At 51.7% G+C, this 17,706-nt stretch carries 14 protein-coding genes; all 14 read right to left on the reverse strand.

The annotated features are described in order from the left end of the window. Positions 1–100: 100 nt before the first annotated feature. The 14 genes from mtaB to AC3WT9_RS14825 all read right to left on the reverse strand — a co-directional run bounded on the left by mtaB (position 101) and on the right by AC3WT9_RS14825 (position 17,658). Positions 101–1,453, reverse strand: a complete 1,353-nt coding sequence (gene mtaB / locus AC3WT9_RS14760) for a tRNA (N(6)-L-threonylcarbamoyladenosine(37)-C(2))-methylthiotransferase MtaB (RefSeq protein ID WP_492407695.1) — start codon at positions 1,451–1,453, stop codon at positions 101–103. Between the two features lie 3 nt (positions 1,454–1,456). Next, positions 1,457–2,221, reverse strand: a complete 765-nt coding sequence (locus AC3WT9_RS14765) for an RsmE family RNA methyltransferase (RefSeq protein WP_341097761.1) — start codon at positions 2,219–2,221, stop codon at positions 1,457–1,459. Positions 2,222–2,374: 153 nt separating this feature from the next. Continuing rightward, a complete protein-coding gene (locus AC3WT9_RS14770) occupies positions 2,375–3,058 on the reverse strand; it encodes a site-2 protease family protein (protein WP_341095556.1) in 684 nt (227 codons plus the stop codon). 2 nt (positions 3,059–3,060) lie between these two features. Continuing rightward, a complete protein-coding gene (gene prmA / locus AC3WT9_RS14775; protein ID WP_341095558.1) occupies positions 3,061–4,119 on the reverse strand; it encodes a 50S ribosomal protein L11 methyltransferase in 1,059 nt (352 codons plus the stop codon). Positions 4,120–4,265: 146 nt separating this feature from the next. Then, positions 4,266–4,844 carry a DNA-3-methyladenine glycosylase I gene (locus AC3WT9_RS14780; protein WP_341379549.1) on the reverse strand — a complete coding sequence of 193 codons (579 nt, stop codon included), beginning with the start codon at positions 4,842–4,844 and terminating at the stop codon, positions 4,266–4,268. 112 nt (positions 4,845–4,956) lie between these two features. After that, positions 4,957–6,615, reverse strand: coding sequence for a DUF4179 domain-containing protein (locus tag AC3WT9_RS14785; protein ID WP_341095561.1), 1,659 nt, complete (start codon positions 6,613–6,615; stop codon positions 4,957–4,959). Beyond that, complete coding sequence (locus AC3WT9_RS14790) at positions 6,575–7,135, reverse strand: RNA polymerase sigma factor (RefSeq protein WP_342480503.1); 561 nt, start codon at positions 7,133–7,135, stop codon at positions 6,575–6,577. Before AC3WT9_RS14790 ends, AC3WT9_RS14785 begins: the two co-directional genes overlap by 41 nt. A gap of 170 nt (positions 7,136–7,305) precedes the next feature. Next, complete coding sequence (locus tag AC3WT9_RS14795) at positions 7,306–9,738, reverse strand: bifunctional diguanylate cyclase/phosphodiesterase (RefSeq protein ID WP_342480504.1); 2,433 nt, start codon at positions 9,736–9,738, stop codon at positions 7,306–7,308. Positions 9,739–10,181: 443 nt separating this feature from the next. Beyond that, complete coding sequence (locus AC3WT9_RS14800) at positions 10,182–11,360, reverse strand: sn-glycerol-1-phosphate dehydrogenase (protein WP_342480505.1); 1,179 nt, start codon at positions 11,358–11,360, stop codon at positions 10,182–10,184. Positions 11,361–11,502: 142 nt separating this feature from the next. Beyond that, entirely contained in the window at positions 11,503–12,993 is a 1,491-nt protein-coding gene (gene araA / locus AC3WT9_RS14805) for an L-arabinose isomerase (protein ID WP_342480506.1), read from the reverse strand. 80 nt (positions 12,994–13,073) lie between these two features. Then, positions 13,074–14,747 (reverse strand): ribulokinase, encoded by a 1,674-nt coding sequence (locus AC3WT9_RS14810; protein WP_341379556.1) that lies wholly within the window; start codon positions 14,745–14,747, stop codon positions 13,074–13,076. A 27-nt stretch (positions 14,748–14,774) separates the two neighbouring features. Then, on the reverse strand, positions 14,775–15,464 hold the full coding sequence (gene araD, locus AC3WT9_RS14815) for an L-ribulose-5-phosphate 4-epimerase (protein WP_038595473.1): 690 nt from the start codon (positions 15,462–15,464) through the stop codon (positions 14,775–14,777). A gap of 212 nt (positions 15,465–15,676) precedes the next feature. Continuing rightward, positions 15,677–16,690, reverse strand: coding sequence for a FecCD family ABC transporter permease (locus AC3WT9_RS14820; RefSeq protein WP_341095572.1), 1,014 nt, complete (start codon positions 16,688–16,690; stop codon positions 15,677–15,679). After that, on the reverse strand, positions 16,687–17,658 hold the full coding sequence (locus AC3WT9_RS14825) for a FecCD family ABC transporter permease (protein WP_445745046.1): 972 nt from the start codon (positions 17,656–17,658) through the stop codon (positions 16,687–16,689). The genes AC3WT9_RS14820 and AC3WT9_RS14825 overlap by 4 nt, the downstream gene beginning before the upstream one ends. Positions 17,659–17,706: the final 48 nt, after the last annotated feature.

Below are 17,706 nucleotides of genomic sequence, written 5' to 3' on the forward strand. Positions count from 1 at the left end.
TCAAGGGCCGGGCTGATATAAAAGACCATGCATAAAACAAGAAGAAACGGCAAGCTTCCTTTAAATAAAGGCAGCCACCGTTTCTTCTCTGTTCCCTTAACTATTCAACTACAAGAACGGACTCACGACGTTCACTTTGGCTTACTCGGACCAGTTCACCTCTGCACTCGTTGACACCAGCTTCCGTAATCTTCACCTCGCACAGCTGACCCTGCAGCGAATCATCGCCGCTGAAGAAAACCTGCAGGTAATTGTCGCTGAAGCCGTGCTGTGTGCTGCGGCCCGGCGCCCCTTTGGCCGACCGTTCAGGAATAACAGACAATGTCTTGCCGACGAACCTGCGCGCATAGGCAAGCTGCATCTCCTCGGATAGGTCGATCAGTTCCTGTACGCGGACGTTCTTAATTTCCTCGTCAACCTGGTTGAGCATTCGTGCCGCCGGGGTGCCTGTGCGCTTCGAATACGGGAAGACATGCATCTCGGAGTAATTCACGGCCTTCATAAAATCATAGCCGGCGCGGAACATCTCCTCGGTCTCGCCGGGGAATCCGACAATAACGTCGGTGGTGATTCCGACATCCGGCATCGCCTGGCGGATCAGCTCCATCTTGGCATAATACTCTTCGGTGGTATATTTGCGGCGCATCGCTTTGAGCACCTCGTTATGTCCCGCCTGCAGCGGAATATGCAGATGACGGCACATCTTGGAGCTGCGGTTCAGCACCTCAAGCAATTTATCGTCAATCTGGCTGGCTTCAATCGAACTGATGCGTACCCGCTCCAGCCCGTCCACCTTATCCAGATCCCACAGCAAATCGGCGAGACGGTAATTCTCCAGATCGTCGCCATAACCTCCGGTATGAATTCCGGTCAGAACAAACTCCTTGTAACCGGCCTCCACCAGCTGATGTGCCTGGGCGACAATCGATTTTGGATCACGGCTGCGCGACAGTCCGCGCGACCACGGAATGATACAGAAGGTACAGAAGTTGTTGCAGCCATCCTGGATTTTCATAAACGCCCGCGTCCGGTCAGCAAAACCCGGCACATCCAGCTCTTCGAATTCACGCGTCTTCATAATGTTGCGGACGGCATTCACCGGCTGGCGGGACCCCTGGATATTTTTGACGTGAGTCATAATCTGTTCACGGTCCTGGTTCCCGATCACGAGATCGACCCCGGGAATATCAAGGATCTCGCCGGGTGAGGTCTGCGCATAGCAGCCCGTTACGGCGACGATAGCCTCCGGGTTGCGGCGCACGGCGCGGCGGATCATTTGGCGGCTTTTCTTGTCGCCGGTATTGGTTACCGTACAGGTGTTGATTAGATATACGTCGGCGGGCCCTTCGAAATCAACCTGCTCGTAACCTTCATTTTTGAATAGCTGCCAGATGGCTTCAGTGTCATAGAAATTCACTTTACAACCTAAAGTATAAAATGCTACGGATGGCATTGTTCAAGCTCCCCCCATTTCTCCGGATTCATACAGGATGCAGGCTGCAGCGACCATGCCGGCCGTCTCGCAGCGCAGAATACGCCGCCCCAGGCCTACCGGTACCGCTCCCGCCTCTTCGGCCGCGAGGCATTCCTCCGGGCTGAATCCGCCTTCAGGACCGACAACGACCATCACCCGGCCCGGAGATTCCGGCGCCAGCGCAGACAACCAAGGTGCGGCGGCACTCCGCAGCTGCATCCCTTCTTCCTTCTCATAACAAAAGTAAACGGCATCATAGTCGCGGAAGCTTTGCAGCAGCAGCTTCCAGCTCAAAGGCGCATGAACGGCCGGCACTATATTACGGTGTGCCTGCTCCGCTGCCTCCTTGCAAATCTTGCGCCAGCGTTCCAGCCTCTTATTCTCCTTGCGCTCGTCATACTGCACTATCGTGCGCTCTGAGAGGAACGGGGCAAAGGCCACCGCACCGATTTCAGTGCACTTCTGAATGACGGTTTCCAGCTTGTCTCCCTTCGGCAGACTCTGGGCCACCGTAATCTTGATCCGCGGCTCATGCGTCATCTCCAGAGATTCCAGTATGTCCACTGTAATCTGGCCGATCTCGATTGAAGAGATCTCCGCCAGCGCCTCGCGGGAAACGCCGTCGCTGACAATTAGCTTGTCTCCGGCTTTGCCGCGCATCACTTTAGCAATATGGCGGGCATCCTCGCCGTCAATGGTAACCTGTTCCGGGCCGAACTGCTCCGGTGCTACGAAATAACGCTGCATCTTCATCCTCATCCTGTCCATTATTCAGCGTAAAAGCAGCGGTGATCCTGCTGTTCAGGTCTCCATCCGCTGCTCTACGCACTTGTAAACCGTCTAAAAATTCACATTACATCATACAACGTTTGCCTGCCTGTGAACAGCCCCTGTTCAGCTTTACCCTCCAAACAGATTGAAGAACAACCGGAAAAAGTCGTTCCCGATTTGCAGTGCCCAGCTGTTCAGCGGTTCGATCGTATAGGCACGCAGGCCGGGGATAAAGATGATAAGCAAAAAGATAAAGACCGTCCACTGCTCATACTGCTGTAATTTTGCACGAACCGGACGCGGTGCCACATCCTCTACGATCCGGTAGCCGTCCAGCGGAGGCAGCGGAATTAAGTTAAACAGGAATAGGAAGAAATTAAATTGTATGAACATGCCAAAGAACCAGTACACTGCCCGCAGCAGCTGTTCATTCGTAATGGACTCAATGGCGCCGCTGGCATGCAGGGCAGCATATACTAGAGTACCGAGAATACCGAGCAGCAGGTTGCTGATCGGACCGGCCGCAGACACGATAACCCCCATCAGCCGGGGGCGTCTGAAGTTGTCGCGGTTCACCGGAACCGGACGTGCCCAGCCGAAGCCGGCAATGAGCAGCAGGATTATACCGAATAAATCGAAATGCACTGCGGGATTCAGCGTCATGCGACCCAGCAGCCTTGCAGTTGGGTCACCAAATTTATTGGCAAAATAGGCATGGGCGAATTCATGTACAGTAAATGCGATCACCAGTGTAATCAGGAAAAACGGAAGCTGCTGCAGGGGTACTACTAAAATTCTATCCAAAAAATCCATTTCTACCTCTTTCCGGCTGTAAAGGCCACCCAATCTTCTTCACGGGATACTTCCTTAATCTCAAACCCGGATGACTCCAGCGCCTGCGCCACGAGCCCTTCCTTATCTTTATAAATGCCGGAGGTGATATAGACGCCCCCCGGCTGCAGGGCACGGTAGACATCATCGGTGAACAACACGATGATCTCTGCCAAAATATTGGCGACCACAACCTTCACCGGCAATGTGACACCAAGACTGTCTTCAGCTTTTGGCTTCGCTGGAACAGCCTGCTGCGCGTCTGAATGGCCGGATCTTGCCGATGGCCACATCTCTCCCGCCGCCGTATCTGCTGCACCTTCACCGCCGAGCAGTGACAGCAGGTCGCTTTCTTTTACCGTAATGGAATCCTGCAGCCGGTTCAGCGCCACATTCTCACGGGCACTTTCTACAGCCACCGGATCCAGATCCAGCGCCAGCACAGACTTGGCACCCAGCAGCACCGCGCCTACAGCAAGAATGCCGGAGCCCGTTCCAACGTCAATCACTTCCTCATCGCCGCTGATATGTTTCTCCAGTGCCCGCAGGCACAGTGCTGTCGTCGGATGCGTTCCGGTTCCAAATGCCATGCCGGGATCAAGCTCAATAATTTTTTCTTCCGGGCCGGCAGGGGTATATTCCTCCCAGGTGGGCTTAATCGTCAGCCGGTCTGATACGCGAAGCGGCTTGAAATACTGCTTCCAGGCATGCGCCCAATCATTTTCATCCACAGTTTTCCACGAAATCAGTGCTTTACCGGGATCGATCCCGAACTCTCTCAGCTCTTCGATCCGTGGAGCCAGCTCTTCGATAATGGCATCCATCGGGACGGTTTCGGCATAATATCCTTTAATCACCGCTTCCCCTTCAGGGATATCATTCAGCGGCTCGTCGTATAATTCACCATAACGTGTATCCCGTACCTTATTCAGGGTTCCGGATTCCTCGATAGAAACACCGCCTGCCCCGGCCTCATACAGCAGATTGGAAATCATCTCCTGCGCCTCTTCTGTTGTATGTACTGTCAGTTCATGCCATAACATCTTTGTGGATCCTCCTAAAAGTTTTGTGAGCGCAGCTTACGTGGTTATTCTTCGAGCAAAACCGGCTTCGGAAGCATACACTATTAGTTTTGTGAGTGCTGCTTAACAGTATACCATTTCTTCCCCGGGTAGCGCCAAACTGCGGATCAGCCTCCGGAAAGCCGACTATTGCTGCAGCAAAAGCATTCCTGTGTATGGTCGTCCACCATTCCTGAAGCTTGCATAAACGCGTAGCAAATGGTTGAGCCGACAAACTTCATCCCTTTTTTACGCAGCGCTTTGCTCATTTGGTCTGACTGGGAGGTTGTAATCGGTACTTCCGCTCTGCTCTTCCAGTTATTGATCACCGGCACACCCCCGGTAAAGCTCCAGAGATAGTCTGCAAAGCCGCCCTCCTCCTGGACGATCTGCAAATACACGGCCGCATTCCGGATGATCGCGTTAACCTTGAGGCGGTTGCGGATAATGCCCGGATCGCCCAGCAGTGCAGTTATTTTGGCTTCATCATATTCCGCGATTTTCACCGGATCAAATCCGTCGAATACTTTGCGGAAATGCTCCCGCTTCTTCAAGACGGTGTACCAGCTTAGCCCGGCCTGCATCCCCTCCAGCATCAACAGCTCGAACAGCTGCCGGTCATCATACAGCGGCTTGCCCCATTCTTCATCATGATAAGCAATATATAGTGGATCTTCATTCACCCAGTCACAGCGGGTTATCTCCAAGCTTCATCCTCTCCTTTGACAAGCATCTTATAGAATATAATATCTTATTTTTATTGTATCAGCACAAAAAGCCCCCCGCCGTTAGGCCGGGGAGCCTTTCGTGACCGGAGGATTAAGGCCGCAGCAGTACCCGCGTCTCCTTATCCGGTTCATCAGTCATGTAATAGAACGTATAAATAGAAGCTTCTGTTCCTTTGTAATCCTTATATATATCAATAGCTTTATTATTTCCGTCTCCCGCAAAATTGATAGTTTCCGGTTTGCCCAGAATACGCTCGTTACCCAAGCCGATATGAGTCTGGTTGACTCCGCCGAAATGTGGGTCATCACTTTCCGTCTCCACATAAAGGTCATTTCCCTGCATATAGTAGGTCCACTTCACCTCGTAACCACCAGTGTCCCGAATCACTGTTTGTTTTTCTGCAGAAATATTTTTCAGAAGCAGCGGGGTCTTATCATCCTCATGAGTGGTAACTTTATATTTCCCCACAAAGGTAATATCAGTTTGCTCGTCTATAACAAGACCGGATGGGCGCTCAAATCTAAGTGTGGTCAGGAAAGGATCATCATTCGGAGACCGGAACAGGTTCCCCTCTAATGTAGTGCCGCCTACTTCAAGATTATATTTATAATAAGGCAGCTGCTCATACTTCTCCTTCGCCCTTAGAGTTACACGAATCTGCGTAGGTGTAACAACCATCTGTTCAAAGGTGTGCATGGTATCTCCCGCTTCCAGCGGTGCATTCAGCGCCGTCTTGATCGTCCCGCTCTCCATCAGCTTTTTGCTTAGCTTCAGATCAAAGGACCACGGTCCGGCGATAGTTTGTTCCACCTTAGTATATTGAAGTTTAAAGATAGTGTCTCCGCCGGAAATTTCGGAAGGCTTAAAATACTGTTTCATCGTATATTCTCCGTTTTCCCCCGGTGTACCCAGCGCTCCCCCAGGAATTGGCTCTACCCGGGTGTCTCCTTTGTAAGCCACAATCATCGGAAAGGTCCATTCCTTGGCCTCCGGATTATCGTAGTCTACTGCTGACGACAGCAGCAGCTTATCCTCATTCTGCTCAAAAGACTTGACCTCAACGCTCTTCATTCCCTCTATGCCTAGCGGAAAGTTCTGCCGCTCCGTAGAACTGCTGTTCAGCGGCAGCTCCTGCTCCGCCTGGCTTAAAGCCCGCACAGCCGATGCAGTCAGGGTAACCTCGGCTTCATCCTTCCCGGGTGTCCAGTCACTTTCAAAGTACCCGTTGTACAGCTGTTTCTCTTCATCCCACTGCTGATAGCTGTACTCTCCCCCACTGCTGTTACCCTGCTCATCCTTAAGAGACATCCCTTTGACACCCCAAATCTCTGTATCCGCCCCTTTACCGACATCCATGCTGTACAGGATCACTGTCCGGTTATCATCTACGAGAGCTGTGTGCAGTGTCAGCGTTACTCCGTCTCTGGTTATAGATTGCTCCAACGACTGCCCGAGATTCTGGTCCAGCGCAGCCTGAACACCGTCCCTGTAACGGAGCAGATTACCCCAGTCATACTGTATTGCGGCATATACTGGAGCGGCCGCCAGCAGCGCACTGAGCGAGGCGGCAATTGTAATTCTGCGCCAGTTTCTACCGCGTTGCCCGCCCCGGAGGTCCGCTGTGCTCATCCTTACCGGAGAGGTATCTCCAGCCTGCTCCAGCCTGCTCCACATATCACCAAAATCAGGATAAGGTACAGCTTGTTCATCATTTAGTTGATGCTTCAATGTATTTTCCAGTTTGTTCATAATATTCTTTCCTCCGCTCTTCGTCTTCAAAGCCAGCTTCCTGCAGAATGTCCTTCATCAGCTTCAAGCCTTTATGCAGTCTTGATTTGGCCGTACCGACCGGAATGGACAGTGCTTCCGAAACCTCAGCCAGGCTGAAATCATGCATATATCTCAGTGTCAGCACAGCTCTGATCTTCGCAGGCAGCCCTGACATATAGCCGCCCCATTCCCGCGCCGTTTCTTTCTGCTCAATCGTCCGTTCCACCGTTGTTTCTGTCTGGTTTTTCCATAAATCCAGATTTCCGGTCACCTTCTTCTGCAGGCTGCGCGAACGCTTCAGATGATTCAGGCAGTTATTGACCGCAATTTTCATAATCCATGCCCGGGGATATTTAACATCCTCCCATTTGCTGCGGAATACGGTGATGAACACCTCCTGGCACAGGTCCTCGGCATCGGCGGCATCATGCACCATGTAATAGCAGGTACGGTACACATCCTTATTGTAGGTTTCAAATAACTCCCGATTGCTCTGCACATGTCTCCCTCCTTTCTTGTGTGATCTGTCTATTTAACAATCCGGCTCATCAAAAGGTTCATTTTCTGAGCATAAACAATAAAAGCTGCTGGCGCATCCTTTTATTGGAGAAATTGATCACAATAAAAAAGCATGAATCCCGGAAGGTCCATGCTTGCTTAAAACTATATTTACAGGCTTTGCGTCCCCAGCAGAAATTTCGCCTCCAGCTCCTCCGGCGGCAGCGGGCGGCTGTAATAATAGCCCTGCACCTTTCTGCAGCCGCTCTCCACTACAATATCCAGCTGCTCTTTGGTTTCTATACCTTCGGCAATGACCTGCATATTCAGATGCCTTGCCATAGTAATGATAGTGGACACTATGGCCCGGTCATCGCTGCTTGCGACAATATCCTTGATGAAGGAACGGTCAATCTTCACTTTATGAATGGGATATAATTTCAAATAACTGAAGGAGCTGTAGCCTGTTCCAAAGTCGTCAAGGCTGATACGAATTCCGTTCCGGGTCAGATTGTTCAGAATTCCGGCAGATGCAGAAGCATTCATCATCATACTTTCCGTAATCTCCAGTTCAAGATACTGCGGAGCAAGCCCGCTCTCCTCCAGAATCCCCATGATCTCCCCATGCAAATTGTACTGGTGGAACTGCCGGGACGATAAATTCACCGCCACAGGAATTAGCGGACCGCCTGCATCCTGCCATAGCCGCATCTGGCGGCAGGCTTCGCGCAGCACCCAGTTTCCGAGCTCAACAATCTGGCCCGTCTCCTCCGCATGCGAAATGAACAGGCCAGGCGGCAGGAGCCCTTTGTCCGGATGCTGCCACCTGATCAGCGCCTCTACTCCGATAATTTCATTGTTATCCGTCCGGATTTGCGGCTGGTAGTACAGAATAAACTCGCCGCGCTCCAGCGCTTTCCGCAAATCGCCTTCCATTTCAATCCGCTGGAGCAGCTGCTCATCCAAATCGTCTGAGAAAAACTGGTAATCATTTTTACCGTTTTTCTTAACCTCGTACATGGCAGTGTCCGCATTCTTGAGAAGCTGTACCTCATTTTGACCATGGCAGGGAAAGAAGGCGATTCCGATGCTTACCGTAACGTAAAAATCCTGCTCCTTCAGACGATACGGCTGCTCAATCGCTGCCACCATCTGCTCCGCAATGGCTGTTACATTCATGTTCTTCCGGGAGAACCGGCACAACATCGCAAACTCATCTCCCCCAATCCGGGCCAGCGTCACATTCTCGTTCACCACACTATGCCGGATACGGCTGCTCATTTCCTGGAGGAACAGATCACCGTACATATGCCCCAGTGAGTCGTTGATGATTTTAAACCGGTCAAGATCCATAACCATAACAGCAAACGGCTCCATCGTTTCACTATGCGCTTCAATGGTTTGCGACAGCAGCTCATTGAACATTCTTCTGTTCGGCAGACCGGTCAGCTCATCGTGGAAAGCAAGATAATGATTTTTCTCCTTAGCCCGCTTTTCTTCCGTCACATCTCTGGCAATTACATAGGTTCCGACCACCTGTCCGTCGACCATAACCGGAGCGTTAACCACACTGATCTCGACCCGGTGCCCGTCCTGATGGATGATCGCTGTTTCATAGCTCAGTTCCTCTCCGGCAAAAGATCTTGAGAACAGCTTCTGCATCCGCTCCTGCTCCTCCACAGCTACAATCGAGAGAATGAACATCATGTTCTGATCCTTGAAGACCTTTGAGCTGATTCCCGTGATTCTTGATGCTGCAGGATTAAATCCGATAATGCGCATGTCCAGGTCAATCGAGATAATGCCGTCCTGGTTATTTTCATATAGCGACCTGTACCATTTCTCATTAACCAGTATCTCTGTGTCCTTGTTCAAGAACCGGCGGGAAATGAACATTCCGGCACCAGATAACCACAGCGTGAACAAAGTCCCGCCTGCAATGACATAGGCAAGCCATTTCTGATCCAGGACAACGCCGGTAATCCGTGCAGCATGATGCCATGGTTCAAAGTGTACTGCCAGCATACCGGTGTAATGCATGCCTACAATTGCAGTTCCCATGATCAGGCCGCTGCCCAGCTTCCTCCAATATTTGTCTTCTTCGCCATGACCGATAATACAGGAAAATAACCCGAGCGCTGCATAGGATGCAACAAAAGCTATCACGATGGACAGGATTACATATCCGGGAGTATAGGTCACATTAATTTGCATCGCTGACATGCCGATATAATGAATCGCTGAAATTCCAATCGCAGAAAATACGCCAGCTCCAAGAAATTGAAGAATACCCGTCTTGCAGCGGCTAATCGCAACAAGGGCGATAAAAGAGGCAACGACAGAAACCCCTACTGACAACAATACAGTGTTCAGATTATAAGCAACCGGAAACGGCAATGATATGGCCAGCATTCCGATAAAATGCGTTGACCAGATCCCCATGCCCATAATTACTGCACCGCACACCAGCCATAGCCAACGTTTCTTCCCTTTGGATCTGCCTACTGCCCCTGCCAGACTTAAGACCGTATATGAAGCTGCTACCGCAATTACATATGAAAATAATACAAGTACCCTATCATGAGTACCATAGATATGCTCCACTTAAGTACCCCCTCTCTGTCTTTTCTAAGAACTCCCCTGATCTTCTCCCGATAGTAAATATTTTAAATTTGCACTATTTCACTATTATTATCGACATAAATAGACCTGAATCGACAGATCAGAGAGTGTTTTTATAAAAAAAATTTACACTATAACTGAGCCTTCTCAGACTCCTTGTTAGACGCCGTGTAGAGAGGTGCAATCCTATGAATGGAATCCTATGAAATGAAAGTTTCCCGCTCCCGGAATCCGCTCCCCGCCTCCATTTATTGTGCGTATACAAAAAAGGGCCCCGCCAGCAGCTGGCGGGGTCAAGGTATGTAATAAGGGGGGTATGTGTCTAATATACAGTCCCAAGCTTAAAACAGTATTAAGTCCTCCTAAAGTTTTACTTAAATCTTCAGAAGCTTAGGTCCTGCTCCGGATTCTTCAGCAGCACCTGTCTATTCCGCAGCAGCTCCCGCAATCTTGCCTTCATTGCGCGCCCGCAACAGGGTATGACGGTTCATCCGGATGAAATGCGCTTCCTGCAGACTGCGGCGCAGCAGATCAGCATCCACACCAAGCTCTTCCAAGGTGGAGGGTCCATGTACAGTACGCAGCAGACCTCGCAACATTTCCGGTGAAGGAAGTCCGCTAATTTCCTTAAGCACCTGCGCCCACTGCTCCTTGTCCGCCAAACCCTGCGTATCCGCCAGCTCATGGTACAGCGCGGAAATTTCCGCACAGGCCACACCGACCTTGGCGCCATGCAGCAGTTGTCTGCGTCCGGTGCGGATGTACTCCATCTCCCAATAATGGGACAGATGATGTTCTGCACCGGATGCCGAATGGGATTGCCCAAACAGCAGGATCGCCAGACCGGATTCAATCAGCGCTTCGGTCAGTACACGGATTCCCAGTTCGGTATGATTTCCTATCTCCTCTGCATGATTTACACAGGCCAACAGCGCCTTTTCGGTAATGGCGGCAACTGCCGGAGCATACGGCTCGTCAGCCGTCAGGCGGCCGAATTTCCAGTCGAACAACGAGGTGTATTTGCCCAGCATATCGCCAAAGCCTGCCGCCACCATGGGAGCCGGCGCCTTGCGCAGCAGCTCTGTATCAGCGAAGATAGCGGCTGGACCGGCCGCAGGGATCGTTATCTTATTGCCGCGGATAATCAGCGGCGAGCCGTTCGAGGTGAAGCCGTCTACCGAAGGAGCCGTTGGGACCGACACAAAGGGAATGGCAGCTGTATAAGCCGCATAACGCGCCACATCATGCAGTGTGCCCGAACCTGCCACGATGACGGAATCTGCTTTAACTTTTTGAATATCCAACAGCACCTGCACTACAGAGGCTTCATCTGCAATAACATCGCCCTGCGCATTGGGCAGCACCAAGGTGGTGTGGACCGAAATCCCGGCTTCCCTGCATGCCAGTTCCAGACTTGCTCCCGCTACTTCCAGTGTATGTTTATCTGCCACAAGCACCGGCCTTTCCCAGCTCTGTGCGGCCACATAAGGAATGACCTGCTGCAGGGCACCCGGTTCTACATGAATGACCTGCGGAAGAGCAAAAGCTGCCCCTCCTTCTATTTCAGCCGCGGCTGCCTTTATATTATCCAGTATGCTGCTCATATCGAATTCCTCCTAAAAGTTATGTTAGCAAAGGCTTCCTTATACATTTTATCAGAAGTCCAATATACAGGAAGAAACGGACGTACCGCACTCTGAGCGAGCGCGGTACCCGTTTCTTGTCATCACACGAATATAGAGAGAACTAGAGCAGCTTCCAGGCGATATCGTTCAGGCGCAGTTCATTGCGGAAGGATCGTGTATTGGTATCTTTGTCGATGACTACACATTCGATGCCGACCATTTCGGCGAAATCAATCAACTGCTCTGTAGTCACCACATACGAGAATCCGGTATGATGTGCGCCGCCGGCCAGAATCCAGGCTTCCACGCCTGCCTTCAGGCTTGGCTGCACTTTCCACAATACGCGGGCAACCGGCAGGTTCGGCATAGCTTCGGTAGGCTCAACGCCATCCACTTCGTTCACAAGCAGGCGGAAACGGTTACCCATGTCGATGATCGAAGCATTCAGTGCTGCACCAGAACGTCCGTTGAATACCATACGGGCAGGGTCTTCTTTGCCGCCGATACCGAGCGGATGCACTTCAAGCTTCGGCTTGTCGACAGCAATGGTCGGGCAGACCTCCAGCATGTGCGATCCAAGCACCAGCTCATTGGCCGGATCAAGGTGATACGTGTAATCTTCCATGAAGGAGGTGCCTTTGTTGCCGGCGATAATCTTCATCAGGCGGACAAGTGCCGCTGTCTTCCAGTCACCTTCTCCGGCAAAGCCGTAGCCCTGCTCCATCAGGCGCTGTACAGCAAGTCCCGGAAGCTGCTTCAGTCCGTGCAGATCTTCAAAAGTAGTAATGAAAGCTGTATATCCGCCTTCTTCCAGGAAAGCTTTCATCCCCAGCTCAATACGGGCCTGGTAACGGATGGATTCACGAACAGGTCCATCCTGATCTCCGCCTTGGGCAAAGTCATACGCCTTCGCGTATTCTGCCATCAAATCGTCGATCTGCGCTTCGGTAACGGCATCCACACGTTCCACAAGGTCACCTACACCATAGCCGTCAACGGTCCAGCCCAGCTTGATTTGTGCTTCTACCTTATCACCTTCAGTTACAGCCACCGAGCGCATGTTGTCGCCGAATCTGGCAACCTTCAGCGTTTGGCTCTCATTGAAGGCAGCAGCGGTGTTCATCCAGCCGCCGATGCGGCCTCTAACTTCACTGTCTTCCCAGTAGCCGACAACCACTTTACGGGCAATGCCCATGCGCGCGCCAATGAATCCGTACTCGCGGTCGCCGTGTGCCGACTGGTTCGTGTTCATGAAATCCATGTCGATGGAATCCCATGGAATATCACGGTTAAATTGGGTTGCCAGGTGCAGCAACGGCTTGCGGAGCTGCGACAAACCGGCGATCCACATTTTGGCAGGGGAGAAGGTGTGCATCCAGGTGATGATCCCTCCGCAGTTCTCATCACTGTTCGCAGCAATTGCCAGCTTGCGGATTTCGTCCGCTGTAGTCAGAACCGGTTTGAATACTATTTCAAAGGGAACCGTGTCGTCCGAGTTAAGGCCTGCGGTAATTTGGCGGGAGTGCTCCGCTACTTCCTCAATCGTTTCAGGGCCATACAAATGCTGACTTCCGGTTACGAACCAGAATTGATAAGGTTTAATGGATAACATGTAATTACCTCCTAAAAGTGTTGTAAGCATAATTTCACTGAATGATTCCGTACTATACTAACTTCGAATGTATCAACGTACTATTCCGTAACATCCTCTTTAATCGCCTTAAGATGCTTCATGACATTGTTCTCGCCCCGGCCGAAATAGTCATGCAGTCTGGAATATTCCTGATACAGCTTTTCGTAGACTGCTACGTTTTCCGGAATTGGAACATAGGATTCTTCGCGGATACGGGCCATTTTTTCTGCCGCTTCTACGATCGAATCGTAGCCGCCTTTTTGAGCACCGGCTGCAACTGCTCCGAACATTGCCGCGCCGAGCGCAGGCGTCTGCTTGCTTGCTGCCACTTTAATTTCACGGTTGGTAACGTCAGCGTAGATCTGCATCAGCAGGCGGTTCTTTTGCGGAAGTCCGCCACAGGCATAAAGTACATCAACGGCTACACCATTCCCGTGGAATGCATCCACAATCTTGCGTGTGCCGAAAGCTGTAGCTTCAAGCAGCGTGCGGTAAATTTCTTCCGGTTTGGTCAGCAGCGTGCAGCCGAGCAGCAGTCCGGTCAGGTTCGTATCCACGAGCACGGAGCGGTTGCCGTTCCACCAGTCCAGTGCGAGAAGTCCGGTTTGGCCCGGCTTGTAGGCCGCAGCCCGTGCTTCCAGCCAAGTATGGATGTTTACGCCTTCTTCCGCCGCAGCTTCTTTCGCATAGGCAGGGACCGCTTCTTCCACATACCATTCAAAAATATCGCCAACAGCGGATTGTCCAGCCTCATACCCGTAATATCCCGGAATGATTCCGTCTTCCACAACACCGCACATGCCTTCAACTTCTCGTTCGGTATCACCCAGCACCATATGGCAGATTGAGGTACCCATGGACATTACCAGTTTGCCCGGGGTAACTACACCTACAGCGGGTACAGCGGCATGCGCATCGACGTTGCCGACGGCCACGGCCGTACCTGCCACAAGGCCGATTTGCTGAGCCATTTGAGCAGTCAGTTCCCCGGCTTTCGTGCCCAGGGGAGCGATATCCCCGCGCAGCTTCGTCTCGGTCAGGTTCTCGAGGCGCGGATCAAGCGCTTTGAAGAACTCCTTATCCGGATATCCGTCCGCTTTATGCCAGATGGCCTTATAACCGGCCGTGCAGCTGTTGCGTACAATGTTGCCGGTCATTTGCGAGATTACCCAGTCGGTAGCTTCCAGGAACTGATCAGCCGCATCATAGATTTCAGGTGCTTCGTCCAGGATTTGCCAAACCTTAGCCATCATCCATTCGGAGGAGATTTTGCCGCCGTAGCGCGGCAGCCATTTCTCACCGCGTTCAGCGGCGATGCGGTTGATTTCATTCGCTTCATGCTGTGCGGCATGATGCTTCCACAGCTTCGTCCAGCTATGCGGGTTCTCCTGATATTCAGGAAGCAGGCAGAGCGGCTGTCCTTGTTCATTAACTGGAAGCATCGTACAAGCGGTAAAATCTATGCCTAGACCCACGACATCCGCAGGATCAATGCCGGACTCACGGATTACCTCTGGCACCGAACGCTTCAATACTTCAATGTAGTCTGCCGGATGCTGCAGCGCCCAGTCATATTCCAGTTTTTTGCCGGTTCCCGGCAGAATCTCGTCAATCACGTGATGCGGATAAGGCGTTACATGATCCGCGACTTCCGTTCCGTCGGCCAGATCTACCAGCACAGCGCGTCCGGATTGGGTTCCGTAGTCGACGCCGATTGCATATTTTTTACTCATGTACGAATTCTCCTTTATATATAGTAATTAGCTTTGGCCGTAATAGGCATTTGCTCCATGCTTGCGCAGGAAGTGACGGTCGAGCAGCGTCTGGCTCATCGGCTGCACATTCGGGTTCAGCTGGAAGGTCTGTGTTGCCATCTTCGCAACTTCCTCAAGCACAACGGCGTTATGAACCGCATTATGCGGATCCTTCCCCCAGTTGAAGGGAGCATGGCAATGTACAAGCACACCCGGAATCATGTCCGGATTCAGATCCTTGAATGTCTCCACGATCACATTGCCGGTCTCCAGCTCATACGCACCTTTGATTTCCTCGTCTGTCATCGGGCGGGTGCAGGGAACTTCACCGTAGTAATAGTCGGCATGGGTGGTTCCGAGAGCCGGAATGCCTCTGCCGGCCTGTGCCCAGCCTGTTGCCCATGGCGAATGGGTATGGACAATGCCGCCGATGTTCGGAAATGCCTTGTATAGCACCAAATGAGTAGCTGTATCAGAAGAAGGGCGGTAGCTGCCTTCAACAATATTGCCTTCCAGATCAAGCACAACCATGTCGTCCCGGCGCAGCTTATCATACTCCACACCGCTCGGCTTAATAACCACCAGTCCCTTGTCCCGGTCAATGCCGCTGACATTCCCCCATGTAAACGTTACCAAGTTGTAACGGGGCAGGTCAAGATTGGCTTCCAGTACCTCTTGTTTCAATTGCTCCAACATTCGTAATCCTCCCTATGGTCTTAGGTATGATCGTTCTTTTGCTTTGCCACCTCATTATACACTTGTACGTACAATTAATCTATAGTTTTTTAATAAAACGGTAAATAGGTACATACAAATAAAAAAACAGGCTTCATCATCCTAGTATCGGATGATAAGAGCCTGTTTAGCCGCAATGAACGGATCCAAGCAACGGTTTTCTTCCCCATTGTTTATTCTGACCTGGACAGCAAATACAAAAAATAAGGTGTACTCAGCATAGTGATGATGATCCCCGTCGGTATATCCGTTCCGAAACTGACCGTCCGGGTAATGGTATCCGCAATGAGCACCACCAGCATCCCGGTCAGCGCCGAGGCCGGGAGAAGAAGCTTGTGGTTCGGGCCAACCAGCTTGCGCGCCAGATGGGGGCTAATCAGACCGACAAAGAAAAAATTGCCGCCCAATGCCACACTTCCGGAGGAGAGCGCCACTGAAGCCAGAGTAAGTCCCAAAAATTCCGGTTTTACCGCAAGCCCTAAGCCCGTCGCTGTCTCATTGCCAAGATTGAGTGTATTCAGAACCCGCGACTTGTAAACCGTATAGCCCACCAGCAGCAATGTCCATGGGGCCAACACCGAAATATATTTCCAGTCATCACCCCAGAGGCTGCCCGCCATCCAGCGCTGGGCAAATTCGAACTGCGTATGATCCAGCCGGAGTGTAATCATCAGCGACAGCGCTCCATAGCCGCTTGACATGGCTACCCCCGTAAGGATTAATCCAGTAGGTGATATCTCCCTGCCCCGGCGGAAGGACAGCAAGAAGATCAGTACTGCTGCAGTCATGCCTCCGATAAAAGCCAGCACCGGCAGCGCAATCGCCGAGGAAACACCTTTAACGGAGAAAATCGCGATATAGATGAGCACAAACAACCCGGACCCGGAGCTGATACCCAGCGTTCCCGGACTAGCCATGTCGTTCCTCAGCAAACTTTGCATGATAGACCCAGCAACGCCCATTCCGATGCCAACCAGTATACAAAGCACGATCCGCGGCAGCCTGAATTCGAAGACAATCAGGTTCTGCTTGTCTGTTCCTTTCAGCAGCAGTACACGCAGCACCTCCATGGGAGACAGGTTCATTTGGCCCGAATTCATTCCTATCACCACAATCAGAATGACCAGTACTACTAGTAGAAGGCACAAACCAATTCCCCGGGAAACGGTATAAGCTCGCTGCTTCATCCTAATTCCCCCTTTTGCCGGCGTGACAGATAGAGGAAAACGGGAACGCCGATGATTGCAAAAATAATCCCTACAGGTGTTTCATTTGGGCGGTTAATGAGCCGGCCGAACAAATCAGCCCCCACCATGAAGGTCGCTCCATAAAGCCCGGACAGCGGAATAATGTAACGGTAATCTACACCCGCCATATAGCGGACTACATGCGGGATAATCAGGCCCACGAAGCTGATGGGGCCGACGATCAATACCGACAATCCGGTCAGCACCAGCACAATAAGTGTGGAAATCCCCTGGATCCGCCCGGTTGGCAGCCCCAGCCCTGACGCAACATCATCTCCCAGACTTAGCAGCGTAACCGAAGGGGCCAAAGCAATAGCAGCCAGCACGCCGACGGCAAACAGCGGCGAGATAATGCTTAGCTCTTTCCAGGTGGCACTGGCTGTGCCTCCGGCAGTCCAATATGCGAGGGCCTGTCCGATGTTGTATTTAATGGCGACAAAGCTGCTGAACGCGGCAAACAGTATGGATACCGACATTCCCGCCAGTACAAGCCGCTGCGGGGTCATCCCCCTTTTGCTTAAAGAAGCGACTCCATAGGTCAGCCCGGTTGCTGCACCTGCCCCAAGACAGGCATACAGCATAGTCTGTGCATAAGTACGGTCCGGCAAAAAAGCCATGCAAAGCGCCATTGCCAGTCCCGCTCCAGAGCTGATGCCCATCAGTCCCGAATCGGCCAGCGGATTTCTGGTAGTACCCTGCATAATCGCTCCTGTCATCGCCAGGCTGCAGCCGACGATAACATCCGCAACCGTACGTGGAAACCGGAGGTTGTGAATGATCTGGTGCTCCGTTTTAGCGGGATCAAATTTAAAAATCGCCGCCCAAGCTGTATGCAGCTGCATATCAGCAGATCCGAAGGAAATGGAAGCAGCCACAACCAGCACGAGCGCCAGGAATCCTGCGGCCATCAGCAGTGAAAAGGGCACTCCCCTTTTTTTTCCATATGTACCTGTATC

Source organism: Paenibacillus sp. EB106-06-01-XG199, from assembly GCF_058791575.1.

Excerpts from the sequence above, each read along its gene's own strand:
- mtaB (WP_492407695.1), bottom strand. The coding sequence starts at position 1,453 with ATGCCATCCGTAGCATTTTATACTTTAGGTTGTAAAGTGAATTTCTAT.
- AC3WT9_RS14765 (WP_341097761.1), bottom strand. The coding sequence starts at position 2,221 with ATGCAGCGTTATTTCGTAGCACCGGAGCAGTTCGGCCCGGAACAGGTT.
- AC3WT9_RS14770 (WP_341095556.1), bottom strand. The coding sequence starts at position 3,058 with ATGGATTTTTTGGATAGAATTTTAGTAGTACCCCTGCAGCAGCTTCCG.
- prmA (WP_341095558.1), bottom strand. The coding sequence starts at position 4,119 with ATGTTATGGCATGAACTGACAGTACATACAACAGAAGAGGCGCAGGAG.
- AC3WT9_RS14785 (WP_341095561.1), bottom strand. The coding sequence starts at position 6,615 with ATGAACAAACTGGAAAATACATTGAAGCATCAACTAAATGATGAACAA.
- AC3WT9_RS14800 (WP_342480505.1), bottom strand. The coding sequence starts at position 11,360 with ATGAGCAGCATACTGGATAATATAAAGGCAGCCGCGGCTGAAATAGAA.
- araA (WP_342480506.1), bottom strand. The coding sequence starts at position 12,993 with ATGTTATCCATTAAACCTTATCAATTCTGGTTCGTAACCGGAAGTCAG.
- AC3WT9_RS14810 (WP_341379556.1), bottom strand. The coding sequence starts at position 14,747 with ATGAGTAAAAAATATGCAATCGGCGTCGACTACGGAACCCAATCCGGA.
- araD (WP_038595473.1), bottom strand. The coding sequence starts at position 15,464 with ATGTTGGAGCAATTGAAACAAGAGGTACTGGAAGCCAATCTTGACCTG.
- AC3WT9_RS14820 (WP_341095572.1), bottom strand. The coding sequence starts at position 16,690 with ATGAAGCAGCGAGCTTATACCGTTTCCCGGGGAATTGGTTTGTGCCTT.
- AC3WT9_RS14825 (WP_445745046.1), bottom strand. The coding sequence starts at position 17,658 with ATGGCCGCAGGATTCCTGGCGCTCGTGCTGGTTGTGGCTGCTTCCATT.